18 protein-coding genes are annotated in these 23,534 nt (G+C 71.8%); 13 read left to right on the forward strand and 5 right to left on the reverse strand.

What is annotated here, in order from left to right; all coding sequences use genetic code 11:
• Position 1 precedes the first annotated feature (1 nt).
• A complete protein-coding gene (locus ACIBQ6_RS01240) occupies positions 2 to 1,069 on the reverse strand; it encodes a hypothetical protein (protein ID WP_397209605.1) in 1,068 nt (355 codons plus the stop codon).
• 138 nt (positions 1,070 to 1,207) lie between these two features.
• Here ACIBQ6_RS01240 and ACIBQ6_RS01245 point away from each other — a divergent pair, with 138 nt between their 5' ends.
• Complete coding sequence (locus ACIBQ6_RS01245; protein WP_397209606.1) at positions 1,208 to 1,918, forward strand: helix-turn-helix domain-containing protein; 711 nt, start codon at positions 1,208 to 1,210, stop codon at positions 1,916 to 1,918.
• Here the strand turns inward: ACIBQ6_RS01245 and ACIBQ6_RS01250 are convergent.
• Entirely contained in the window at positions 1,900 to 2,478 is a 579-nt protein-coding gene (locus ACIBQ6_RS01250; protein WP_397209607.1) for a dihydrofolate reductase family protein, read from the reverse strand. The genes ACIBQ6_RS01245 and ACIBQ6_RS01250 overlap by 19 nt on opposite strands.
• Positions 2,479 to 2,658: 180 nt before the next feature.
• Entirely contained in the window at positions 2,659 to 3,288 is a 630-nt protein-coding gene (locus ACIBQ6_RS01255) for a TetR/AcrR family transcriptional regulator (RefSeq protein ID WP_397209608.1), read from the reverse strand.
• Between the two features lie 176 nt (positions 3,289 to 3,464).
• On the opposite strand from ACIBQ6_RS01255, the gene ACIBQ6_RS01260 reads away from it, so the two are divergent.
• The 11 genes from ACIBQ6_RS01260 (at position 3,465) to ACIBQ6_RS01310 (ending at position 20,036) form a co-directional block, all read left to right on the forward strand.
• Complete coding sequence (locus ACIBQ6_RS01260) at positions 3,465 to 4,157, forward strand: hypothetical protein (RefSeq protein ID WP_397209609.1); 693 nt, start codon at positions 3,465 to 3,467, stop codon at positions 4,155 to 4,157.
• Between the two features lie 162 nt (positions 4,158 to 4,319).
• Positions 4,320 to 4,763: a DUF1707 domain-containing protein gene (locus tag ACIBQ6_RS01265; RefSeq protein WP_397209610.1), complete on the forward strand. Its 444-nt coding sequence runs from the start codon at positions 4,320 to 4,322 to the stop codon at positions 4,761 to 4,763.
• The gene (locus tag ACIBQ6_RS01270; RefSeq protein ID WP_397209611.1) at positions 4,760 to 5,527 is read left to right on the forward strand and encodes an ABC transporter ATP-binding protein; all 768 of its coding nucleotides are present in this window, start codon (positions 4,760 to 4,762) and stop codon (positions 5,525 to 5,527) included. Before ACIBQ6_RS01265 ends, ACIBQ6_RS01270 begins: the two co-directional genes overlap by 4 nt.
• Positions 5,524 to 8,052 carry an ABC transporter permease gene (locus ACIBQ6_RS01275; protein ID WP_397209612.1) on the forward strand — a complete coding sequence of 843 codons (2,529 nt, stop codon included), beginning with the start codon at positions 5,524 to 5,526 and terminating at the stop codon, positions 8,050 to 8,052. The genes ACIBQ6_RS01270 and ACIBQ6_RS01275 overlap by 4 nt, the downstream gene beginning before the upstream one ends.
• A 38-nt stretch (positions 8,053 to 8,090) precedes the next feature.
• Complete coding sequence (locus ACIBQ6_RS01280; RefSeq protein WP_397209613.1) at positions 8,091 to 9,731, forward strand: carboxylesterase/lipase family protein; 1,641 nt, start codon at positions 8,091 to 8,093, stop codon at positions 9,729 to 9,731.
• 442 nt (positions 9,732 to 10,173) lie between these two features.
• Positions 10,174 to 11,022, forward strand: a complete 849-nt coding sequence (locus ACIBQ6_RS01285; RefSeq protein WP_397209614.1) for a lysostaphin resistance A-like protein — start codon at positions 10,174 to 10,176, stop codon at positions 11,020 to 11,022.
• Positions 11,023 to 11,597: 575 nt separating this feature from the next.
• Positions 11,598 to 12,134 (forward strand): hypothetical protein, encoded by a 537-nt coding sequence (locus tag ACIBQ6_RS01290; RefSeq protein ID WP_358298048.1) that lies wholly within the window; start codon positions 11,598 to 11,600, stop codon positions 12,132 to 12,134.
• 76 nt (positions 12,135 to 12,210) lie between these two features.
• Entirely contained in the window at positions 12,211 to 12,804 is a 594-nt protein-coding gene (locus tag ACIBQ6_RS01295) for an RICIN domain-containing protein (protein WP_358298047.1), read from the forward strand.
• Complete coding sequence (locus ACIBQ6_RS01300; protein ID WP_397209615.1) at positions 12,801 to 13,811, forward strand: hypothetical protein; 1,011 nt, start codon at positions 12,801 to 12,803, stop codon at positions 13,809 to 13,811. Before ACIBQ6_RS01295 ends, ACIBQ6_RS01300 begins: the two co-directional genes overlap by 4 nt.
• A gap of 37 nt (positions 13,812 to 13,848) precedes the next feature.
• Positions 13,849 to 16,236, forward strand: coding sequence for a S8 family peptidase (locus tag ACIBQ6_RS01305; protein ID WP_397209616.1), 2,388 nt, complete (start codon positions 13,849 to 13,851; stop codon positions 16,234 to 16,236).
• Between the two features lie 53 nt (positions 16,237 to 16,289).
• Complete coding sequence (locus tag ACIBQ6_RS01310; RefSeq protein WP_397209617.1) at positions 16,290 to 20,036, forward strand: SGNH/GDSL hydrolase family protein; 3,747 nt, start codon at positions 16,290 to 16,292, stop codon at positions 20,034 to 20,036.
• Between the two features lie 75 nt (positions 20,037 to 20,111).
• Here the strand turns inward: ACIBQ6_RS01310 and ACIBQ6_RS01315 are convergent, their stop codons facing one another.
• Positions 20,112 to 21,128, reverse strand: coding sequence for a nuclear transport factor 2 family protein (locus ACIBQ6_RS01315; RefSeq protein WP_397209618.1), 1,017 nt, complete (start codon positions 21,126 to 21,128; stop codon positions 20,112 to 20,114).
• A 202-nt stretch (positions 21,129 to 21,330) separates the two neighbouring features.
• On the opposite strand from ACIBQ6_RS01315, the gene ACIBQ6_RS01320 reads away from it, so the two are divergent.
• Positions 21,331 to 22,926 (forward strand): sensor histidine kinase, encoded by a 1,596-nt coding sequence (locus ACIBQ6_RS01320; RefSeq protein WP_397209619.1) that lies wholly within the window; start codon positions 21,331 to 21,333, stop codon positions 22,924 to 22,926.
• 36 nt (positions 22,927 to 22,962) lie between these two features.
• Here ACIBQ6_RS01320 and ACIBQ6_RS01325 read toward each other — a convergent pair whose 3' ends face one another.
• Positions 22,963 to 23,532, reverse strand: a complete 570-nt coding sequence (locus ACIBQ6_RS01325; RefSeq protein ID WP_397209620.1) for an alpha/beta fold hydrolase — start codon at positions 23,530 to 23,532, stop codon at positions 22,963 to 22,965.
• Positions 23,533 to 23,534: the final 2 nt, after the last annotated feature.

Consider the following 23,534-nt stretch of genomic DNA (forward strand, 5'->3'; position numbering starts at 1 on the left):
GTCATTCCCCGCGCCAGATGACGGCCTGGGTGCCGAGACCGGTGTTCCAGTAGTAGTCGATGAAGCCGACGATCCATCCCCGGTTGCTGATGTCGAAAGCCTGGGAGGAGTTCACCCGCACGTCGGTGGGCAGCGGCAGCCTGCGCGGCAGGGCGGTGGGGCCGGCCCAGAGGGCGGCGAAGCCGTACACCTCGCCGGCCTTGCTGTAGGAGCCGACGATCTGCCCGCTGTCGTTGACGGCATCGGCGCCGGCGTAGTCGGAGGCGTCGGCCGGCAGGGGGAGGGCCGTCATGGCGGAGCCGTCCCAGAAGAAGCCGCGGCGGCGGCCGTCGGTCGTGTCGGAGTTGCCGACCACCTGGCCCAGATTGTTGATCGAGCTGGGTGAGCTCGGCCCGCCGAGCGTGCCGAGTTCGCGTCCGGTGCCGTCGTACCACAGATACGCCCGGTACGTCGGCAGCGGCGAGCCGGTGTCACTCGCCGTGTAGTTGTCGGCGCCCACCACCTGCCCCCGGTCGTTGACGGCGGCGGCCGTCACGCCGGGACGGCGGTCGATGACGGTCCTGACGTCACCGGACAGCAGGAAGGCCCGCTGTTCGGTGAAGCCGGGGGAGGGGGCGTAGGTGGCCACGACGTGCCCGCGGGCGACGTCCGCGCCGCAGAAGCCGGGGGCGCCGTGCGCATCGAGATCGGTCATCCTGCCGTTCTCCCACAGGAACGGACTCCACTCGCCCGAGGCCAGCTCGCTGCAGCCGACGACGCGCCCGTCGTCGTCGATGTCGGAGGCGAAGCTGCCCTGGCCGCCGAGCGTGCCGAGATCGGTCATCTTGCCGTTCTTCCAGAGGAACGCGTGGCTGAGCCCGGACTTCAGCGCACTGTCCCCGACGACGTGGCCGTGGTCGTTGATGCCTCGGGCGATGCTCCATGTGCCGCCGAGGGTGCCGAGGTGGGTGGCGCGCAGCGGTGCCGCCGTGCCGGCCGCGGCGGCTGCCGGGGACGCGAGCGGGGCCGAGCACGTGAGCGCGACCATGGTCAGGGTCGTGGCCATGAGGGGGCGGAGGGATCGACGCATGCTGAAGGTCCCTTCGGGGGGCGGATCGGTGTCGCGATCAACGTAAGGGGCCCTTTGGTGGAAATTCCTCACCACTTCCTTACGTCTCGCCCGTGATCCGTTCGTGGGCCCGCAGGCCCTCGCGCGTATCCTTCCTTCGTGGCACTGCGGTTCGAGACACGCGCGTCCGATTCACCGTGGGTCGAGGCCGTGTGGAACTGTACGAGCGAGCACGTCGCCGAGATGACCTCCGTCGCAGCGGTGAGCTGGGGCCTTGTCTTCTGGGAGCGCGAGGGCAGGGCGCACGCGGGCATCTCCGGTCCCGAGACCAGGTCCGGCACCGCGCCGGTGCCGGAGGGCTGCACCTTCGTCGGCATCGAGTTCGCCATAGGCACGTCGCTGCGCGCCGTCCCCCCGCCGGCCCTGGTCGACGGCGGCATCGAGCTTCCTGACACCACGGGCCGGACCTTCGTGCTGGACGGCGTCCGCTGGGAATCCCCGGCCCCCGACGACGCCGAGGCTCTGGTCGGCCGTCTGGTCCGCGCCGGGGCCCTGGTCCGTGACCCGCTCGTCGCCGACGTTCGCCGAGGTCATCGTCCAGCGGTCTCGGGACGAACCGTCGAACGCCGGTTCCGGGCGGCGACCGGGCTGACCCAGGGCGCCATACGGCAGATCGAGCGTGCGCGCAGGGCCTCGGCGCTCCTGGCCGCGGGCGTCCCGGTCGCCGATGTCGTCTCGGGGCTGGCGTATTTCGACGAGCCACACCTGGCCCGTGCGCTGCGCCGGTACGTCGGGCGTACGGCGCGGCAACTCCGAGAGGGCACCGGCGGTGCGATCGCCCTGGACCTGGATCAGCTGACGACGTCGTAGATCAGCTTCACGATCCCGTTGGGGTAGGCAGCCGACGCCCGGAGGCTGAGCACCTGCTTGTCCCTGTCCGCTTCGGTGAACAGGCTCTTCCCGGCCCCGAGCAGCACCGGGAAGACGAGAAGGTGGTACCGGTCGATCAGCCCCGCCTCCGACAGCCGCCGGGCGAGCTCCGCGCTGCCATGGATGAAGATTCCGCCACCCTCGCTCTTCTTGAGCTCGACGACGTCCTCGGCCGAGCGCAGGATCGTCGTCGGCCCCCACCCCTCGACGAGGGCGTCCTCGGACAGCGTGGTCGAGACCACGTACTTGGGCAGATCCTTGTAGGCGGCGTGGTCATCGGAGTCGCGCCAGATCGGCGCGAACGCCTCGTAGCTCCGGCGGCCGAACATCAGCGCCGTCGTCTCCTCAAGCTCCTCGCCTTTCAGCGAGAAGGCCTCGGGCAGGAATTCGATGTCCTTGACCACCCAGCCACCGCTGCGGTGCTCCTCGCCCGGCCCGCCGCCCGGGGAGTCCACAACGCCGTCAAGCGACATGAAACCGGTATAGATCAGATCACGCATGTGCTGTTCTCCTCATGGTCCGGCGACACGGGGTCGCCAGGTGGATCGGCAGGCGGGGGCCGCAGCGCCATGCCGGCGCAGCGGCGGAACGCCTGTGCCCATGCTACGAACCGGTCACCGCGACCGTCTTGTACGGAAACGACGGCATCACGAGCGGCTCGGCCTCGGTGAACGCGTCTGTCAACCCTTCTGATCCGGCCGGGCGGTATACGCTCCCGCCTTCGCGGCGGCGATGGCGGCCGCGGCGGCCTGTTCGGCGACGGTCTCGTCGATGGGCTCATGGCTGACGAGCATCCGGTAGTAGAACGGCGCGCCGACCGATCGGATCACCTGGATCGGGTCGGTGTCGGGCGGGAGGTCGCCGCGTTCGATCGCGTGCCGCACCGACTCCGCGGCCAGGTCGTTGCGGGTCCGGAAAAAGTCGTGCAATGCCTGCGCCGCCCTCGGGTCCAGCACTGCCGCCGTGATCAGTCCGAGCATCGCCGGGCGCCGGACCGGGTCGTTGTAGAAGCGGTGGATGCCCACCGCGAGCCCGCGCAGGTCCACCTCGATCGACCCGGTGTCCAGGAGCGGCACCTCGGAGCTGGACAGGTCGGCGATGAGCTCGACCAGCAGGCCCACCGGGTCGCGCCATCGCCGGTACACCGTGCTCTTGGCGACGCCTGCGATCTCGGCCACGCGTTCCATGCTCAGCTCCGCGTACCCGTGGGCCTCCAGCTCGGCACGGGTGGCGGCCAGGACGGCGGCGCGCACCCGTTCGGTACGCCCGCGCGGTCGCATCGTGCCCGGTGCCGGGCGGTCCTCGGACAACACATGCTCCTTCGCTCGCGTGACCACCAGTCTAACGCAACCCGAGTCTCCTTTGAATGCCGAAATAGGCAGCTAAGAAAACCAGGGTTGTATTAGTGAAGCCGTAGGGCTACGTTGAGGGTGGTTAACGAGATCCCAGTTTTATTTGTCACGCCTCTCGTGAGGAGGACACCGTCGTGTCCGAGACCGCCATCCGCAGGTACGCCGGCCTGGCCGGCCTGGTCGCCAGTCTCCTGATCGTCATCCAGGTCCCGCTGTACTTCATCTACGAGACCCCGCCGGACTGGGACGTCCTGACCCGCAGCCTGCTCGGCATCACCGGCTGCACCGTCTACATCGTCTACTTCGTCGGGCTCCGCCAGCTCATCCGCCACGTCGACCCGGCCTACGACTGGGTCGCCGGCATCGTCCAGAACGCCGGCCTGCTGTGGGTGGCCATGGTGTTCGTCCCGCAGTCCATGGAGGTGGGCGCGGCGATCACGGTGGACCACGACATCGACACCACCATGGAAGGGCCCTTCGCCGGCGCCCAGTACCTCATGCAGGGCGCCGTCTCCAGGCTGCTCATGGGCCTCTTCCTGATCGCCCTGGGGATCGCGGTGTCCCGGCTCGGTCTGCTCCCGCGCTGGGTGGCGCGCTCGGCCTACGTCCTGGCTGCGATCAACCTCGCCTTCCTGCCCGCCGTGTACTTCGGCGACGACGCCGCCGACTTCTACAGCGCACAAGGCTGGGGCACCACCGCCAGCATGGGCACCCTCTGGAGTCTGTGGACCCTCGCCGTCAGCGTCAGCCTGCTACGCGGCGCTCGCCGTACCGCCCCCGCGGCCCCCGGCGCCGGAACGGCAGCGGTCGCGGCACCTACGCAATAGGCCGGAAACGGATCGAAAAGCGAGAAAAGGATGCGACTCCCACGCATTCGTCGAGCAGTGGCGGCGCAAGACTGCGCCGCCACTCCAAGAAACCGCCACTCCAAGAAATCGGAGACCTTTCATGTCCTGCACTGATTCGCGCCCAGAAGCCGGAGGCCGGAAGTGAGCGACACAAGCAGCGCACGGACTCTGCCGACGCGCCTGCTCAGCCCCGGCCGGATCCCCGTGTCGCCGGAGGAGCGCCAAGCGGCGGCCGACCGGATCGACCAAGCCAGGCTCGGCGGATCGATCTCGGCGGAGCAGGCCGACGAACGGCACGCCAAGGCGTCCACCGCCGGAACGCGGGACGCCCTGGGCGCGGCCCTGACGGGCCTGCCGGGCGTGGCGCCGACGGTCCTGCCGCGCCTGCTGAGCGTCGTCACGCTGGTGTGGTCCGGCATGGTCCTTGTCCAGTTCGTCGTCTGGCTGGTGATCTGTGCCGTCACCGCGCGGTTGGCCGACGCGTGGTGGTTATGGAGCGTGGTGGTCGGCGGTGTCGTGGTGGGCGTGGTGTGGCTCGCCGCCGAAGGGCAGTACCGCGGCCGGCTGTCGGGAGATTCCCGATGACGCCGGCTGACCCGCCGGTCCTCCTCGACCGGGTGCGCAAGACCTACGGAGACGGCGGCAACGCGGTGACGGCGCTCGCCGAGGTGTCCATCGGCTTCCCGCCGGGCAGCTTCACCGCGGTCATGGGGCCGTCCGGTTCGGGCAAGAGCACGCTGCTCCACTGCGCAGCCGGGCTCGACGAGCCGACCTCCGGCACGGTGACCCTCGCCGGCCGGTCGCTGACCGGGATGACCGAGACCGGCCTGACCCTCCTGCGCCGCGATCACGTCGCCTTCGTCTTCCAGGCGTTCAACCTCATGCCCGCGCTCGACGTACGCCAGAACGTCACCCTGCCCGACCTGCTGGCCGGTCGTGACCCCGACCCCGACTGGGTGTCGGAGGTCATCGGCCGGGTCGGCCTCAAGGACCGGATCACGCACCGGCCGGGCGAGCTCTCCGGCGGCCAGCAGCAACGGGTGGCCATCGCCCGTGCGCTGGCGAGCAGAGCGCCGGTGATCTTCGCGGACGAGCCGACGGGAGCGCTGGACAGCCGGACGGCGGTCGAGGTGCTCACGCTGATCCGCGACCTCGCCCGCACCGGGCGGACCATCGTGATGGTGACCCACGACCCGGTCGCCGCGTCGTACGCCGACAACGTGATCTTCCTCCTCGACGGCCGGTTCGTGGCGGAGCTCCCCTCACCCACGGTCGCGGAGGTGGCCGACCATCTGGCCCGGCTCGGCTCCCCGGCGAATGCGCACGAGACGGCGCGGGCCCGGCGGTGATCAGACTCTCCCTGGCCGGCCTGCGCTTCCGCGCCGCGCAGTCCCTCGCCACCTTCGCCGCCGTGCTGCTGGGCTGCTCGCTCCTCATCGCGTGCGCCGGGCTCTTCGAGTCGGCCGTCCGCCTCGAAGCTTCGGCGCAACGGCTCGCCGGGACCCCCGTCGTCATCGCCGGATCAGCCGGTTTCCACCTGCCCGACGAGGAGTCGGAGACCGTGCCCTACGCCGAACGGCCGCGCGTGGACACGTCCCTGGCGGCTCAGGTCCGTGGCGTTCCCGGCGTCGGCCGGGCCATCCCGGACGTGTCCTTCCCGGCGGCCGTGGTCGTGGGCGACCGGCTGCTGGGGACGCAGCTGACGGGACACGGGTGGGCTTCGGCCGCGCTCACCCCGTACGCCCTCATCCGGGGTGCTGAGCCGCGCGCCGCCGGTCAGGTCGTGCTCGACGCCGCCCTGGCCGGCCGGGCGGGCAAGCAGCCGGGCGACACGGTGGACGTCGTGGCCGGCGGTCAGTCGCAGCCCTTCACGGTGACCGGTGTCGCGCGGCCACGACACCGCGTCGACACCCTCGCGATCTTCTTCTCGGCCTCCGACGCGAGGCGATTCTCCCACCGCCCCGGGACGGCCGACGTCATCGGCGTGCTGCCCGCCCCCGGCACCTCGGCCGAGGACCTGGCGCGGCGACTGGAGGGCCGGCTGCCCCCGGACCTGACGATCCTCACCGGCGCCGATCGCGGCAGGGCAGAGTTCCCCGGCCTCGCCGCGAGCCGGCTGCCCCTGATCCTGCTGTCGAGCATCTTCGGCGGCCTGGTGCTCGTGGTCATGGCACTCGTGGTGTCCGCGACGATCAGTCTTTCGGTACGCGGGCGGCGGCGGGAGCTGGCGCTGCTCAGGTCCGCCGGCGCGACACCCCGGCAGGTCCATCGCATGGTGGTGGCCGAGACGATGATCGTGTCCGTGCTCGCCGCACTCGCCGGAACACTGCTCGGGGGCCTGCTCGGCCGTTCGATCTTCGAGCTGAGCGCGCAACGCGGTGTCGTGCCGCCGGAGCTGCGGTTCCGGCCGAGCGTCATCGCGTTCGCCGCCGGGCTCCTGCTGGCCCTGCTGATCCCGTGGCCGGCCGCCGCTCTCGCGGCGTTGCCCGCCGCCCGCGTACGGCCCGTCCAGGCATTGACCGAGGCCGCGATCCCCGCGGGGGCCGTCGGGCCGACGCGCCGGCTGCTCGCCGTCCTGCTGGCAGGCGCGACCGTGGCCCTGGCCGCGACGACGATGTTCCTGGACCCGGACACCGCCTCGGCCGTGGGCGGCCCGGCGGTCCTGACCGGAGGCGTCGCCGTCGCGCTGGTCGGCCCCGAGCTCCTCGACCGGCTGGTCGGCAGGGCGGCCCCCCTCATCAGGAGGATCGGGGGGCGGGGCAGCGTGCTCGCCGTCATCAACACGCGGGTCAGAGCCGTGCATTTCGCATCCGTGCTCACGCCGCTCGTGCTGGCCACGGCCATCACGCTGAGCAACGTGTACGCCCAGACCACCCAGGACGACGCCGCCGTACGCCGCCAGGCGGAGCAATTCCAGGCGGACGCCGTCATCACCGCCGAGACCGGCGTCCCGGCCGCCCTCCTGGCGCAGATCCGCCGGACACCGGGCCTGGCCGGCGCCTCGCCACTCGTGTCGAGCAGGGGCTGGATCGAGAAGCCCTATGACTCCCGCGGCAGCGACCCGGGCACCTTGCTGGGCATCGACGTCCAGGACGAGGCGCCGATCCTGGCCGCCGCGGTCACCTCGGGCTCGCTGCGCGACCTCACCGGCGAGAGCGCCGCCCTGCCCGCGGCTCAGGCGGAGGACCTCGGCATCAGGCTGGGCGACCGGATCACGGTACGGCTCGGCGACGGCACACCGGTCGAGGTGAAGGTCGTCGCCTTGCTCGACAGTTCCCCCGACCACGGCGCCGTCGTGCTGCCCGCCGCGCTGCTCGCCCCGCACACGACCGCGGGCCTGCCGTCCGCGATCCTCGTACGCGCCGTCTCGGGTCAGGACACGCTGGTCAGCAGGCTCGAACGGCAGACGGCGGGCCGGCCGGGCCTCGCCGTCGGGGACCGGAGCCGCCTGTCGGCGATGTTCTCCGCGGAGCTGGGGGTGCAGGCCTGGATCAGCTACCTGCTGGCCGCCCTGGCCATCGCGTACGCCGCCGTGGCCGCCGTCAACACGATGGCCGTGTCCGTGCTGTCCCGGCGCCGGGAGTTCGCCGCCCAGCGCCTGGCCGGCTCCACCCGCCGGCAGGTACGGCGGATGCTCCTCGTGGAGGTCTCCGTCGTGGCCGCGATCAGCATGGCGGCCGGCGTGGTGATCGCCGCGTTCACCGTCCTTCCCACGGCCGTCGCGGTCGGATCGATCGTGCCGACGGGCCCGTTGTGGGTGCTCCCGGCGATGATCGCCGTGATCGTGCTGATCGTGGTGCCGGTCACGCTCGTCTCGTCCCGGTCCGCCATGCGGCGCGGCCCCGTCGAAGTGATCGGGTCTCCGGCCTCCTGAGCCAGGGCTCTCCCGTCTCACCCACATTGAGGAATCCCATGAGAAACGTCCTTCGGACGCCCATGACCGTGCTCGCCTGCCTGGTCACCGCGCTCGCCACAGCCCCACCGGCGACGGCCGCGGGCCGCCGGGCCGGCGACGATCCGGCGCTGGTCCGCGTCGAGACGGGCCTCGTCCGCGGCGTGCTGCGCGACGAATACCGGCTCTTCCAGGGCATCCCGTACGCGGCGCCGCCCGTAGGGCCGCTGAGATGGGGATCGCCGCGACCCGCCGCCGGGTGGAGGGGGGTGCGCGCCGCGACCCGTCCCGGCCCCGCGTGCGCCCAGGTCATGGACTTCATCGGCGACAAGCCGAGCACCGCCGAGGACTGCCTGTACCTCAACGTCACCACGCCGAGGCGCACCACCGGGAAGCTGCCCGTCATGGTGTGGATCCACGGCGGCGGCTTCCTGGGCGGCTCCGGAGCGATCTACGGCGCCGAACGGCTGGCCGCCAAGGGCGACGTCATCGTGGTGACCTTCAACTACCGGCTCAACGCGCTCGGATTCCTGGCGCACCCCGCGCTGGACGGCGGTCCGGCCCGGCACGGGTCCGGCAACTTCGGCATCGAGGACCAGCAGGCGGTGCTGCGCTGGGTGCGGGCGAACGCGGCGGCGTTCGGCGGCGATCCGCACAACGTCACCCTCTTCGGGGAGTCCGCCGGCGGGATGTCGAGCTGCGTCCACCTGACCGCCCCGGGATCGCGAGGGCTGTTCCAGCGCGTCATCATGCAGAGCGGGCCGTGCACCCTGCGCTGGCCGTGGGCCCCGAGCACGGCCGGACCGGACGCGGAGACCTGGCGTCCCAAGCCGCGGGCGCAGGCGGAGCGGCAGGCCGTCGAGATCGCCGCCGCGGCCGGCTGCGCCGACCTTCGCACGGCGGCTGTCTGCCTGCGGTCCAAGCCGGTGTCCGTGCTGCTGAAGGCCGTCGGTCCGCGCGGGCTCGCGCCGGCCTACGGCGCCGGAGTGCTTCCGCAGGATCCGGTACGCCTGCTCAGGTCCGGCGAGTTCGCGAAGGCGCCGGTCATGCACGGCATCACCCGGGACGAGCACGTCACCTTCCAGGTCGGCTTCGACGCCGAGGCGGGCGGCCCGATCGCCCCCAAGGACTACCCCGCGGTGCTCGGCACGTTCCTGGGCCTGGACGGCAGGCAGACCGCGAAGGTGATCCGCCGCTACCCGCTGAGCGACTACAAGGGCTCGACGAGCTGGGCGATGGCGACCACGCTCACCGACTGGGCCTGGGCCTGCCCCGCGGTCGAGATGAACGGGCTGCTGGGCCGGTACGTGCCCACCTTCGCCTACGAGTTCTCGGACCGGACGGCGCCGTGGTTCAAGGAGGCTTCCTCGCAGAGCTATCCGACAGGCGCCTACCACGCGGGGGAGCTCCAGTACCTGTTCTCGCGCGCGTACGCCGGCCATGACCTGTCACCGGAGCAGCGGCGGCTCTCCGACGAGATGATCGGCTACTGGACCCGCTTCGCCCACACCGGCGACCCCAACGGCGACCGGGCGACCGGCTGGCCGCCCTACGACGCGCAGGGCGGCCAGGTGCTGTCGCTCGCCACCGGCCGGAACGGGATCCGCGCGGTGAACCTCGCCCGCGAGCACCGCTGCGCCTTCTGGAACCCCCTGACCTGATGGCAGATGCCGGGTCGGCTGACCGGGCGGACTCGGCGCCTGGCAGCCACCGATGAATGAGCACTCTCCTCACCAGGGCCTCAAGTCCTGGAGACGTCGGGCCGCCGCCCTGGCCCGGGCCGTCGCAGCGTCCGGGCCGTCCTGCAGAAGCTGGACCTGCGTGACCGCGGGCACGTGGTGATCTACGCCTTCGAGAACGGGCTCGTCGCTCGCCACGGATTCCATCCTGACGGGCGGTACCGGGTTCACCCCTTCGGGTGAGGCCGGGCCGATTCCTCCGCCCTAGCTTCGACATCGTGCGTTTCCTACGTCTCATACCTCGCAACGTCGTCATGCTCGTCGGCTGGACAGCCCCGGCCCATGCCGGGGACCACCGCTCCGTCCACGGCACGCCGGGCGTCGCAGCCGCTGGATCCTCGCGTCCGGACGAAACGAGGTCAGCATGACTGCGTCCTCCCCGCGTTCCCGTTCTGCCAGATCAACCGCCATCGATGTCACGTGGTTCTTCGCGGTCGCCGTCCTGCTGTGTTTCGCGCTGTCCGTTCCGATGGTCTTCCGGCTCGTCCCGACGGACCTCTACAACCTGATCACTCCGATCATGCAGCAGTCCCCGCTGCTCGCGGCGATCATCATGTGGCTTGCCCGACGGCCCGGGACGTTCCGGGAGACGTTCGCCATAAGGTGGCGCGGCACACCGAAGTGGGCCGGCATCGGCATCGGCCTCATCGCCGCGATCGCCGCGATCCAGACCGCCATCGCACTGGCATCGGGGATCTGGCGGCTCAACCCGCTTGACCAGATCTTCGCGGCGACCATATGGATCGTTCCGGTCTTCCTCATGCAGTCGGTCTTCGCCATCGGCGAGGAGTTCGGCTGGCGCGGCTGGCTGGCGACGCGCGCCGCGTCGTGGGGATTCTGGCCGCTGGCCCTGGTCAGCGGCCTGGTCTGGATCGTCTGGCACCTGCCGGTCCTCGCCGTCATCGGTGATCGACCCCTCTGGGACATCGTCATCTACTTCGCGGGCATGCTGCCCTGGGCGCCGCTGCTGCTCGCACTTCGCCGGCGGTCGGGGAGCGTCTGGCCCGCGGTCCTGACGCACGGAGCGATCAACAGCGTCCGGGTGTACCTGCTGCAATCCGTCCCCGACGCAACGGATCACCTGCTCATCGAGGTGATCGGCTGGGTGCTCACGCTCGCCGCCGCCGTGTGGCTGATGCGCCCGAGCCGGACGCAGCTCGTCCGCGATGCTCGCGAGGCAGGGCTGCTTGGGCAGGGGAGCGAGAGATCGTGAGGCGGTGATCATGCGGCGTCGAGGTCGCCTCCGCCCAAGGCCCGGCGCGGCCCGGCGACCACGGTGCCTGTTCGATCGGTTCATCGGGCGGGTTCGGTTCGCATCGCCTGGGGGGCCGACGACGGTCAGCAGCGCGAGCTTCTCGGCGGTGTCGGCCCAGAGCGCCTGGAACTCCGGCGACCGTCGCAGCAGCTCGTCCACCAGCCCGGCCGCCTCGGTGGAACCCGGTCACGGGGCCCGGGCCGGGCGCCACCCGGAACCCGGGGTGTGGAATACGACGCTGGTTGACACGGCGGCCGGGGCTACTGCGGTGGGTGGAGCCGTACGTCCACCGGCTGATTGACGACAGTCAAGACCGCCCGTGGATACATTGGCGCACGAACGACCGGCCCGCCGCATCGCGTGCGGCGGGCCGGCCCCCGCCTCACCGGCCTGAACTCGCCTCGAAGCGGTTCCTCGACCGACCGTCAGGCAGATCCGGGCGAACGTGCCCGTCCCCCACCCGTGGCGATGGATGTCGCGCCCGCGCTCGCACGTCGAGGCGCGGCATCCAGCCCTCCGAAAGGTGACAACACGTGAAAGCAGTACGAGTCGCTTCCGCCCTGGTACTCGGCGTGGCCGCCGCCGCTCTGCTCACCACCCCGCCCGCGCTGGCCCACTCGCCCCAGCCGTCGCCGACCCCGTCCCGCGAGCCGGCGACCGACGACGGCGACGTGATCATCTCGGAGGAGGTCCACGCGGCGGGACTGATCAACTACTCCTGCGGGCCCAACTACGACCCGTACGACTACTACCCCGCCAAGGGCGACAGGTCCCGGCTGGAGTACGTGGCCGGGACCTCCCGCGGCGGGGCGGGCCTCTACAGCGGTACGTGGAACTCCAGCATCTGGTGGGCCTGGGGCAGCGGCCTGCGATCGGGCGACAAGGTCTCGCTCGACTGGTCCGACACCGGCGGCTCGTCCTACCACGCCTGCCACAAGACGATCCCCAGCGGCGCGAGCAGCGGGACCACGGGCGGCGTCAACGAGGTGACCGGCCGCTACTTCAGGGCCTGCGTGAAGGGCGGCAGCAGCTGGAGGTGCACGAGATGGTGGCACGTCCAGGGTTCGTGAGCAGCCGCCGCCGGCCGGTGCGTCCCCGTGCCGGGCGGAACCCTCGCACCTTCCGCGCAGAAGGGAGATCCACACGATGAAAGGCTCTCGTCCCGCCGTCCGCACGGCCACGCGGGCCGCGGTGACGGTCGTCGCCGCGGTCACGACCGTGGCGGCCGTCCTCCCCGCCGCCGCGCACGCGGACGGCACATACCGCTGGCAGAACGAATACACGCGCCAGTATCTGGAGGTCTACCAGAAATCGAAGGCCAATGGCGGCATCGTCTCCGTCTGGCGCTACAACGGCGGCAAGAACCAGTTGTGGAAGGACACCAAGACCAGCGCCGGCTATTACCGCGTGCGCAACGTGAACAGCGGCAAATCGATGGACCGCTGGAACTCCACCTTCACCCCCGACTACAACGGCGCCGCGTGCCCGGTCACGCAATGGAGCTGGTGGGGCGGCGCCCAGCAGCAGTGGAAGGGCCGCAGCGTCTACAGCCGCATCTACAACCGCCGATTCCTCATTTGGTACAACTGGCAGGGCTGCCGGGGCGACGGATGGCACGACACCCTGGGCGTGCTGCAGCCCTTCCATTATTCCAACGTCATTCTCTACTCGCGCGAATACTGCACTGAGGGCAGATGGATCGGCAAGGGCGAGTGCTTCTGGAGGAGGAACGGCAAATGAGAAAGGGCACACCACCGCTGCTGGCCGCCGGGGCCGTCCTGCTGACCATCGGGATCGCCGCGGTCAACCTCCAGCCGGCGGCGCACAGCTCGGCAGCCTCCCCGACCCTCGACCCCGACCCCCTGCCCACCACGGGCGAGGTGCTGCCGGTTCCCGGGCCCACGGGGACGCTCGGGCCGGAGCCGTCCCCGATTCCGGAGCCGGCGCTCACCGCCGTCCCGTCGGATCCGGGGCTGCCGATGCCGCTCGATCCGTACATGACGTCCATGACCGACATCCACACCATCGACCTGGCCAAGGACGCCGCGACCGCCACGTGCATGCAGTCGCTCGGCTTCTCCGCCTGGACGGCGGGCGTCGTACGGAACTGGAACCCCGAGGACTACGTCGAGGCCGACCTGATCGAACCCCTCGACGCGACGGCGGCCTCCCGGTCCGGATACCCGAGGCCCGCGCTCGACCCGGCCGTGGCGGCCGCCGCCGCGGAGCCCGCCGACCAGCGTGCGCCCACGGCGGAGGAGATGGCGGCCTACGACGGCACCGCCGCCACGACCGGGCCGGGGGAGTCCATCCCCCAGGGCGGCTGCGCGACCAGCGGCGAGACCAGCGTCCTGGGCCAGGACCACGCGCTGGCCGCCGACCCCCGGCTGCTGGCCGACGACGCGAGCTTCCTCGCCCTGGAGCACACCGCCGTCGCACGGGCCCTGAACCAGTGGGTGAGCTGCATGACGGCCAAGGGGTACGCCTACGACAGCCCGATGAGCGCCCGCGCCGACCTGCGCTGGGCCGGCCGGGAGCCCGGTGTGGCCGCCACACAGGCGGAGAAGCAGGTCGCGGCCGACGACGCCGCCTGCGCGGACGGCGCCGGCCTGCTGCCGACGTACCGCGCGGCGAAGCGCGCCTACGAAGAGGTCATGGTCCGCGACCAGCGGCAGGCGCTGACCGAGTCGCTGTCCGTCTTCACCACCTGGGTGCGGCGTGCCAAGGCGGTACTGGCGGGCCAGTGATCCTGCCGAGGCACGTCCTTCGTCGAGCGGAGTGCACATGAAGCAACCCCTGGCCCGCCGCCTCATCACCGCGGCCGCCGTCATGACGGCCTTCATGACGGCCCTCGTCGCGGCGCCGCCCGAGCCGTCGCGGGCGGCCTCGGCGGCGGCGTCCGGCCCCCGCGTGGATCCCGGGCTGGCGGCGAAGCTGTCCGCGGGCGGCGAGGTCCGCGTGAACGTGGTGACGCGGGACCGCGCCGGCCTGTCCGCCGCGGCCGCCGCGGCCGGCCACGGACGGGTGATCCAGACGCTGTCGCGATTACCGGTGCTCACCGTGCGCGCCGGCCGCGCGGAGGTGGACCGGCTGGCGGCCCAGCCGGGCGTGGTCAGCGTGTCGGAGGACGTGCCGGTCCCGCCCACCCTCGCCGAGAGCGTGCCCCTCATCGGCGCGGACCGCACCCGGGAGGCGGGGCTGACCGGCGAGGGCAGCGCGGTGGCCGTCCTGGACTCGGGTGTCGCGGTTCACCATCCGTTCTTCGGCGGGCGCGTCGTGGCCGAGGCGTGCTTCTCGCCCAGCGACGCCGCCTACGGTGCCTCCAGCCTGTGCCCGGACGGCGCCGACCAGCAGGAAGGGCCCGGAGCGGCGGACGCCGACAGCGGACCGTGCGCGTACCTGGACTGCGCCCACGGCACGCACGTGGCCGGGATCGTCGCCGGGCAGGAGACCGGCGACGCGGCGGGCGGGGTCGCTCCGGGGGCCGGCCTCGTCGCCGTTCAGGTCTACAGCAGGTTCGACTCCTTCTCCTACTGCGGGAGCGCCGGGCCGCCGTGCCTGCTGAGCTTCGTCAGCGCCCAGCTCGCGGGGATGGAGAAGGTCCTGGACCTGATCGACGAGGGCGTCCCGGTGGCCGCGGTCAACCTCAGCCTGGGCAGCGGCAGGTACACCTCCCCGTGCGACGACGATCCGCGCAGACCCGCGATCGACCGGCTGCTCGCCGCCGGGGCCCTCACGGTGGTGGCCGCGGGCAACAACGGCTACACCGACGCCGTCAGCGCCCCGGCCTGCGTCTCCTCCGCCGTCGCGGTGGGCAGCACCACCGACCAGGACGAGGTGTCCTCCTTCAGCGATCGCGGCCCGCTGCTGGACCTGTTCGCCCCCGGGACGGACATCGTCTCGTCGGTGCCGGGCGGCCGGTGGCAGTCCATGAGCGGCACGTCGATGGCCGCCCCGCACGTCGCCGGAGCTTTGGCGGTGCTGCGCCAGGCACGTCCCGACGCCACGCCGGCCGAGATCGAGGCGGCGCTGAAGGACACCGGCAAGCACATCGCCTACGGCGGCGGCAGCACTCCCCGCATCCAGCTCGACGAGGCCGCCCTCGGCTCAGTGGCCCGCCCCGGCCCGCACCAGCTCTTCCAGACCCGCACCCGCGTCCTCGGCAACGTCCAGATCAGCGCGAACTCGACGTTGACCGTCCCCCTCGCGGGCGTCGCCGGGCTCCCCGCCGACGGCATCGCCGCCGTCGCGGTCAACATCGCCGCCAAGGGCGACTTCTTCAACACCGGCTCGCTGGCCGTCTACCCCTCCGGCGAGCCCGAGCCGAAGGGCGACGTGCTCTTCTACGACGCCGGCCGGTACGCCTCGACCATGGTCGTGGCGAAGGTCGGCGAGGACGGCGCGCTCAAGCTGGAGAACCGCAGCGGCCAGGCCGTCCGCGTCTACCTCGACGTGCACGGCTACACCCTCGACCACGCCGCGTCCGACGTCGGCGGCACCTACCACCCGGTGGCGCCGTCGCGGATCGCCGACCGGGTGCCGGTCGCGGCGCTGGGGAATCTCGAACTCACGACGCCCGGCCTGCCGTCCCCGCAGAGCGTCGCCCTGACGGTGCTGGTCAAGAGCGGATCCACCGGCACGATCCGGGTCTATCCCGCGGGGGACGCCTTCCCGGTCGACGCCAACGTGGACTACCCCGCCAACACCCCCGTGCAGTTCTTCACCATCGTCAGGCCCGGCGCCGACGGGAAGATCAATCTGCACAATCTGGGCGGCGGCGCGGCCGAGGTCTCGGTCGAGGTGAGCGGCTACTACACCGCCGCCGAACGGGCCTCACTCGTCAAGGCGATCGCCCCGGTCCGGGTCGGCGACGGCGTGACGGTCGCCGCCGGCGGCACGTACGTGCTGCGTCCCTCCGGCGGCGACATCCCCTCGGCGGGCGTCACGGCCGTCGGCGTCGCCGTCACCGCCACCGGGACGGCGAACGGCACGGTCGAGGTCGTCCCCTCCGACAGCGCCACCGGCGTGCGGACGGTCGCGTACACGGCGGGCCGGAGCACCGTCGGCTTCGCCACGGCCGCGCTCCGCCCGGACGGCACGGTCGTGCTGAGGAACACCGGCACGTCCCCGGTCAAGATCTCGGTGGACGTCTACGCCTGCTTCACCGGCTGACCCCCACGTTCCGCGGTTCCACCTGCCATCCGCCACCCCCCTTGGAGCCCGTCATGAACAGACCCACGATCAGAGCGCTCGGCATCGGCGCGGCCGCCGCGCTGCTCACGGCCGGGCTGACCGTTCCGGCGGGCGCGGCCGCTCCGCCGGACACCCCGCCGCCACAGGAGCCTTCCTCGTCGGTGGCCCCGGCCGAGCGGGACCGCGTGCTGGCCGCGGACTGGCGTACCTCGCCGGACCTCGCCTGGACCACCGAGGGCGACGCGACCGGCTTCCACCTGCTGACGGCCGAGGAACGCACCGGCTACACCTGGCGCACGCTGGCGACGCTGAGCGAGCCCGGCTTCGAGACCGACCGCTGGATCGGCAACGTCTGCTTCACCGCCTCCGGCAGGAAGGCGGTGGCCGTGTACGCGCCGCGCGCCTTCACCAACCAGGCGGACCTGTTCGACCGCGGCGCCTTCACCGCGCTCATCGACGTGCCCACCGGCAAGGTCACCAAGCTGCCGATCCACTCCTCGCTCGCCTACTTCAACCCCGGCTGCGGCCAGGGAGAGCGCAGCGTGATCACACAGGCCAGGGGAGGGGACCAGCCGGGCGGCCCGCCGGCGCGCACCCGGCTGTCCGTGCTCGACGCGGCCTCGGGACGGATGGCCGCGCCCGTCGAGCAGGCCGGGCAGATCACGTCCGCCATCCCCGTGAACGGCGGCATCGTGGCCGCCGCCGGCAGCAGCCTGCGGTTCCTTCCCGCGCGCGGGAGGCCGCGCGACCTCGCCAGGGCGGCGTCGGTGCCGTTCAGGCTGGCCGCCGACGCCGGCGGCGGCGTGGTGTTCATGGAGCACCAGGGGGACGTCGCCCGCGTGCGCCGCGTGCCCGTCGCCGGGGGCGAGGCGGCGGAGCTGGCCTCGGGGCCGCTCACCGAGGTCGACGTGCGCGCGGGCACGGGCGGGAAGGTGTTCCTCACCGGAAGCCTCACGACCGCGCGGCCGCTGCCCGCCCCGGTGACCCGCGTGGACGTCCCCGCCACGGCCCGGCTCTCCTCGCACGGGCGGCTGGCCGTCCTGCCGCAGACGCGGCCCTCGATGGGATCGGGCCGGGAGCCGTCCGCGGAGTGGGTGCGGTCGATGACGTCACAGCGCCCCGACGAGCCCCAGGTCGTCCATCTGAAGACCAGGATCACCACCACCGGCAGGGAGACCGGCTTCACGGTACGGACCTCGGACGGCGTGGTCGGCACCGGCGCCGCCGCCGGCGGCGGTTCCCTCGCGGTGACGGCCGCCACGTCGATGACCGGCACCGTCGACACCGGCGCCTACTGTTCCGTGCCGCGCAACGATCCGTACACGCAGGTGTACCAGCCGACGCCGCGCCAGGTGGAGTGGGCGGCGGACCAGGCGGTGGTCGGCAACCTGACGATGCTGCGCCCGACCGGCTGGAAGCAGTCGGGCCTGACGCAGTGGCGGCCGCAGGGCGAGTTCCCGCCGCTCTCCCTGGCGGGCGGCGGCCGGGTCCCGGTACAGGTGTTCCTCGGCATCATGTCGCAGGAGACGAACCTCTGGCAGGCCACGGGCCACGTGCTGCCGGGAAGCACCGGCAACCCGCTGATCGGCAACTACTACGGCCGTGAGCTCTACAACGACGACCCCTCCGACGACTGGGTGATCAACTGGGACAAGAGCGACTGCGGGTACGGCATCACCCAGATCACCGACGGCATGCGCAAGCAGGGCCACGAGCGTCCCTGCAAGCCGGACGAGAACTTCTGCGAGGTCGCGCTGCCCGCCTGGCAGCAGCGGGAGATCGCGGTCGACTACGCCACGAACATGGCCGCCGGCCTGCGCATCCTCCAGGACAAGTGGAACCAGACCCGCAACGCCGGCCTGATCCACAGCAACGGCGACTCGGCGTGGCTGGAGAACTGGATCTTCGCCATCTGGGCCTACAACTCGGGCTTCCACCCCGACCAGCACGACGGCTCGCCGTGGGGGGTGGGCTGGGCCAACAACCCCGCCAACCCCGTCTACCCGGCCAACCGCCACTTCTTCAACAGCAACCCGCACGACCCCGCGGAGCCGCAGCTGTGGCCGTACGAGGAGAAGGTCATCGGCTTCGCCGCCTACTCCATCTCCACCCCTGACGGCCCCGGTTTCCGTCCCGCCTGGTGGGTCAGCGTCGATGACCGCAACGCCGCCAAGCCGCTCGTCTCGTCCTTCTGCGAGCCGGGCAAGAACGACTGCGACCCGGGCGACGCGGCCGCGCCGTGCAAGCACAAGGACGCCTCCGGCCAGTACGACCTGAAGTGCTGGTGGCACACCCCGACGTGGTACCGGATGTGCGGCAGCGGCGTGTGCGGTCACGAGCTGCTCCGCTTCGACACCTCCTATCCCGAGCAACCCGACGGCACCCACTACGCGCCCAACTGCTCGCTCAGCGGCATCCCGGCCAACGCCTACGTCGTGGACGACGTGCCGTCCTCGGTGCCGATCGTGCGCTCGGGCTGCAGCAGGACCTGGGGCAACTACGGCTCGTTCACGCTGTACTTCAACGAGGCCGAGCCCGCGCCGTACGTCTCCAGAGTCGACTTCCACCAGCTCGGCGGCGGCTTCGGCGACCACTTCTGGTTCACCCACACCAGGGACGCCACCAACGCCGGCCAGCTCAAGTTCGGCGTCACCGGCATCTGGCGCCCGCCGAGCTCCATGACCGGGTGGACGCGCATCAAGGTGCACATCCCGGAGATCGGCGCGCACACCCAGCTCGCCGACTACGTCATCGATCCCGGCGGCAACGCCCCCACCCGGCACCGGGTCGTGGGCCAGTACTGGCAGAAGAACACCTGGGTGGACCTCGGCGTGTTCCACCTCGACTCGGGCGCCAGCGTGTCGCTCAGCAACCTGACCAGACGCGAGGAGGGCCGCAACTGGGACTGGGACATCGCCTTCGACGCCATGGCCTTCATCCCGACGAGCAAGCCCAAGGTCGACTATGTGGGCCTCGGCGACTCCTACTCGGCCGGGCAGGGCAACGAGCCGTACGACGAGATCAGCAACTTCACCCTCGGCACCCGCGGCTCGACCTGCCACCGGTCGAAGGCCGACGCCTACGCGCGGATGATCAAATGGCCCGGCTCGTCCGCCACCATCGAGAGCGAGGCGCGCACCGGCAACGGCACCACCGGCTTCGCCCTGCTGGCCTGCTCGGGCGCCCAGACCAAGCACGTCGCGGGCGACGCGTACGCCAACGGCGAGCCGCCGCAGATCGACCAGGGCTACCTGGACGCCGACACCGATCTGGTGACCCTGTCGATCGGCGGCAACGACGCCGGCTTCTCCGACGTCATCAGCCGCTGCACCGTCGGCCTCAACTGCCGCGACGACAGCACCGAACGGGCCATCGCGGCGCTCGACGGCCCGCTCGCCGACACCTTCACCAAGATCCACCAGAAGGCGCCGAACGCCCGCGTCATCGTCCTGGGCTACCCGCACCTGTTCAACGTGCAGAACGAGGCGCCGCTGACCTGCATCAGCTCCCTGCGCATCGGCCAGCTCGACGCCCTGTGGCTCAACGACATGACCGACCGGATGAACGCCGTCAGCGCGGCCGTCATCGCCCGCCTGCGCCAGCAGGGGGTCGACATCTCCTTCATCGACCCGGTGCCGGCCTTCACCGGCCACGCCATCTGCGACAACGACCCGTACGTGCGGGCGATCGACATCACCACCGACGGAGCCTCCTACCACCCCAACCCCGCGGGCCAGCGAGCGTACGCCGCGCTGGTGCAGTCCGCACTGAACGGCTGACCGGAGGGCGGCGGAACGCGTCGCCGGGCGGGCGCAGGCGGGGCCTGCGCCCGCCCCCTGATCAGGACCCGATGGCTACCTGAGCCTGCCGTACAGCTCGGCGATCTCGGCTTCGTCGGCGACGAGCGGCAGCTGGTCGAAGGTCAGGGTCCAGCCGTTCGAGACGCCGCCGGTGTCGTCGACGCGCTCGACGATGCCGAAGCTGATCGCGTCGGTCTGGCCCTTGGGCAGGAGCGTGCCGTGCCATTCCAGGTAGGTCGCGCCGTTGACCTTCACGGCTTGCCCCGGCTCCAGCCGGACGTCGCTGACCTGTGCGAAGAACCTGTTCAGGTAGGCGAGCTTGCCCTGCGTGGTGCGCAGCGTGCCGCCGTTCAGGCCGGGGGCGGACAGCGGCGCACCGGTGAGCCGCGCCACCAGGGCCTGCGCGTCCTCGTTGTTCCATGCCTTGGCGCGGGCGACGAGCTCGTCGGGGCCGAGGACCGGCCTGCGGACCTGGTCGGGGGCGCCGCCGTCGGCGACGCCGGCGAACAGGTCGGGCAGCTCGGGGGCGAGCGGCCTGAACAGGGTGTGCCGGTCGTAGTAGCGGCGGCCTTGCACGACCTTGCCGCCGTCGGTCAGCTGGACCCGGTAGACCGCGTCGTAGGCGACCTCGTGTCCCTTGACCGTGGCCTCGTTGCGCGCTTCGAACATCACGGCGGGACCGTTCACAGCGACGCGCGTGCCTCGGAACCGGAAGTCGGGTATCAGGCTGAGCGTTCCGCTGATCGACCTTCTGATGGCCTCCTCGCCCTGGAGCAGCGGAGTGCTCGCCTTGGCCGGTTCCCACAGCGTCGCGTCCTTGGACCAGATGTCGACATAGGCGCCCACCCGGTCAGGGGTGGTGACCTTGCCGAACGTGATCTGCCGCTTGATGAACGTGCAGGCGTTGGGCGACACCCAGCCGCTGATGGAGGAGACCTCCGCCCGTGCGTCGGCGCAGCCGGCCGCTCGGTCCCAGCCTTCCTCAGTGGCCTGAGCCGGGCTCGCGATCGTGCACAACGCAAGCACCGTGCCGACCGCGAGACCCATCCCCGCCAACCGCGTCGTCTTCATGACCAGCCCTTTCGATGTTCTTTCAAGTGACACCGAAATTAGGCTGATCCGCTGCGCGCCGAATCTGTCGTCGTGACGGTAGCCGGGCGTGCCGCGCGCGCACCGGGCGTTCGGCCGGCGCCGGCTCGACCGGCCAGTAGGAGGAGGGGGTCTCCTCCTACGGGAGTATCGATCTCCGGATCTGCCTGGATACCGTTGACGCATGCGATGGCGTGGCAAGGCGCTGGATGTCCTGCTCGTGACGGCCGCCATCGGCTTCGACGTCCTGACCACCTGGCACACCTGGGGGACCGCGTCGGCGCCCGTGGTGATCTGCGGCGCCTTCTCCGTGCTGGCCGGGGCTCCCATGGGGTTCCTGCGGCGGTGGCCGGTGGCGGTGGCGGGCTACCTGGCGGGGCTGCTCGTCCTCACCGACCAGCTCGGCGCGTTCACCGTCAACACCGTGCAGATCCTGCTCCTCGCGGCCCTCGGCGTCGTCGCCCACAGGACGCGGCCGCTCACCGTGACCTGCTCGGCTCTGGTCGTGGGCGTGGCCACCGCGGTCAACCTGGCCGATCCCGCCCACCCCTTCACGGCCAACGCCTGGTGGTACTGCGCCGGAGCCGTCGTGGTGCCCGTCCTGATCGGCGTCTACCTGCGCGGCCCGGCCGGACGCCTGCCCGAGCGCGACGTCACTCCGGACGTGCTGCTGGCCGGCGGCGGGCTCACCCTGACCGTCCTGAACACCTGGACGGGCTGGGACACCGCCGGCGGGCCGGTCTGGGTCACCGCGTCGGTGGTGGTGCTCGCGGGCCTGTCCCTGGGCGTCGCGCGGCGGCTGCCGGGGCTGGTGTTCGTCCTCCAGGTCGTCCTCATGCTGCTGGCCGACCGGTACTTCGAGGAGGCGACGGCCACCTGTGTCATGCTCGTCCTGGTCGCCGTGGGCGTGTTCGCCATGCGCGTGGCCTCCTGGCTCTGGACGGTCGTCGTCCACCTCGTCGCCGTCCTCGCCATCGCCGCCTTCACCGCCGCGCTGGCCGACGCCGGGTCGCAGCCGACGCGGGTCCTGGCGCTGATGACGCTCGTCGTGGCCCCCGTGGCGAGCGGCCGCTACCTGCGGGCCCGGCAGGCCGCGAACCAGGCGGAACGGCTGCGCCGTCGCGAGTCGCAACAGCGCGCCCTGGCTCAGGTGCGTGCCGACCAGCTGGCCGAGCGCGAGAGCATCGCCCGCGAGATGCACGACATCGTCGCCCACCACGTCGGCGCCATGGTCCTGCGAGCCGGCGCCGCCCGCTACTCCGACCCCGGCGGGCCCTCCAGCCAGGCGCTCACCGACATCCATGACGCCGGCCACCAGGTGCTCGAAGACCTCCGCGGCCTGCTCGACCTGCTGCGTGACCCCGACAAGCAGCCCGACCTGCTGGCCGACCCGGCCACCGTGATGCGCCGGTCGGCCGAACGCATGAGCGCGGCGGGGCTGCTCGTCGAGCTCGACATCGGCCCCGAAGTGGCGCGGGCGCCTCTGATGGCCCGCGCCTCGGCCGCCCGGATCGTCCAGGAGGGGCTCACCAACGTCCTCAAACACGCGGGGGCGGGCACCTGGGTGCGGGTGAGCCTCACCGCGGCCCCCGGCGGGCTGGCCGTCGAGGTGCGCAACGGCCGTCCGGCCGTCGCGCCGCTCAGCCTGCCCTCCTCCGGGCAAGGGCTGCGCGGCATGCGCGAACGCGCCCACGCGCTCGGCGGCACCCTCACCGCCGGTCCGGCCGAGGACGGCGGCTGGCTGCTGACCGCCCTGCTGCCCACCAGGCACGCGGCGTGATCCGCCGGTCGGCGTACAGACGGCGGCGAGCGGGGTTCAGCCGGCCGCGGACCGCACGATGCCGTCGACCAGAGCGGCCAGACGGTGCGGCTGGGACAGGAACGGACAGTGGCCGCTGGTCAGCCTGCGGATCTCGGCGGCTCGGGCTGCCATCCGCTCCTGCAGGGCGGGCGGGACGGCTTGGTCCCGCTCGGTGACGATGTAGGTGGCGGGGATGTCGTGCCACCCGGCCGTGTCGGCCTTCTCCGTGAAGGACCGCCTGGTCTGGTTGACCAGGCGGCTCATCTCCTGCTCGGCCTCGGCGTCCGGCAGGTCGCCGTAGAGCGAGGTGCGTGGCTGGTCGATGAGGGGGAACAGGCCGCTCGTGTCGTCGGGGTCCGGCAGGCCGTGGAGGGTGCACAACGACTGTCCCCGGTCCGGCAGGTACGCGGCCAGTTCCGCGGCGAGCACGGCGGCGTCGTCGTGCATGCCCGCGGTGGGACGTTCGCCGGCGCTCGGAAGCGCGGGCGTGCGCGTGGCGTAGCCGAGCGCGTGCAACTCGGGCTGGAGCCTCGTCCAGGTGCTCGGCCGGTGCCAGGCGCCGTGGACCAGCATCACGGTGGTCATGA

The organism is Nonomuraea sp. NPDC049655, assembly GCF_044465465.1.
Taxonomy (GTDB): domain Bacteria; phylum Actinomycetota; class Actinomycetes; order Streptosporangiales; family Streptosporangiaceae; genus Nonomuraea.

Excerpts from the sequence above, each read along its gene's own strand:
- ACIBQ6_RS01320 (WP_397209619.1), top strand. The coding sequence starts at position 21,331 with ATGCGATGGCGTGGCAAGGCGCTGGATGTCCTGCTCGTGACGGCCGCC.
- ACIBQ6_RS01305 (WP_397209616.1), top strand. The coding sequence starts at position 13,849 with ATGAAGCAACCCCTGGCCCGCCGCCTCATCACCGCGGCCGCCGTCATG.
- ACIBQ6_RS01270 (WP_397209611.1), top strand. The coding sequence starts at position 4,760 with ATGACGCCGGCTGACCCGCCGGTCCTCCTCGACCGGGTGCGCAAGACC.
- ACIBQ6_RS01315 (WP_397209618.1), bottom strand. The coding sequence starts at position 21,128 with ATGAAGACGACGCGGTTGGCGGGGATGGGTCTCGCGGTCGGCACGGTG.
- ACIBQ6_RS01280 (WP_397209613.1), top strand. The coding sequence starts at position 8,091 with ATGAGAAACGTCCTTCGGACGCCCATGACCGTGCTCGCCTGCCTGGTC.
- ACIBQ6_RS01250 (WP_397209607.1), bottom strand. The coding sequence starts at position 2,478 with ATGCGTGATCTGATCTATACCGGTTTCATGTCGCTTGACGGCGTTGTG.
- ACIBQ6_RS01240 (WP_397209605.1), bottom strand. The coding sequence starts at position 1,069 with ATGCGTCGATCCCTCCGCCCCCTCATGGCCACGACCCTGACCATGGTC.
- ACIBQ6_RS01285 (WP_397209614.1), top strand. The coding sequence starts at position 10,174 with ATGACTGCGTCCTCCCCGCGTTCCCGTTCTGCCAGATCAACCGCCATC.
- ACIBQ6_RS01310 (WP_397209617.1), top strand. The coding sequence starts at position 16,290 with ATGAACAGACCCACGATCAGAGCGCTCGGCATCGGCGCGGCCGCCGCG.
- ACIBQ6_RS01300 (WP_397209615.1), top strand. The coding sequence starts at position 12,801 with ATGAGAAAGGGCACACCACCGCTGCTGGCCGCCGGGGCCGTCCTGCTG.
- ACIBQ6_RS01295 (WP_358298047.1), top strand. The coding sequence starts at position 12,211 with ATGAAAGGCTCTCGTCCCGCCGTCCGCACGGCCACGCGGGCCGCGGTG.
- ACIBQ6_RS01325 (WP_397209620.1), bottom strand. The coding sequence starts at position 23,532 with ATGACCACCGTGATGCTGGTCCACGGCGCCTGGCACCGGCCGAGCACC.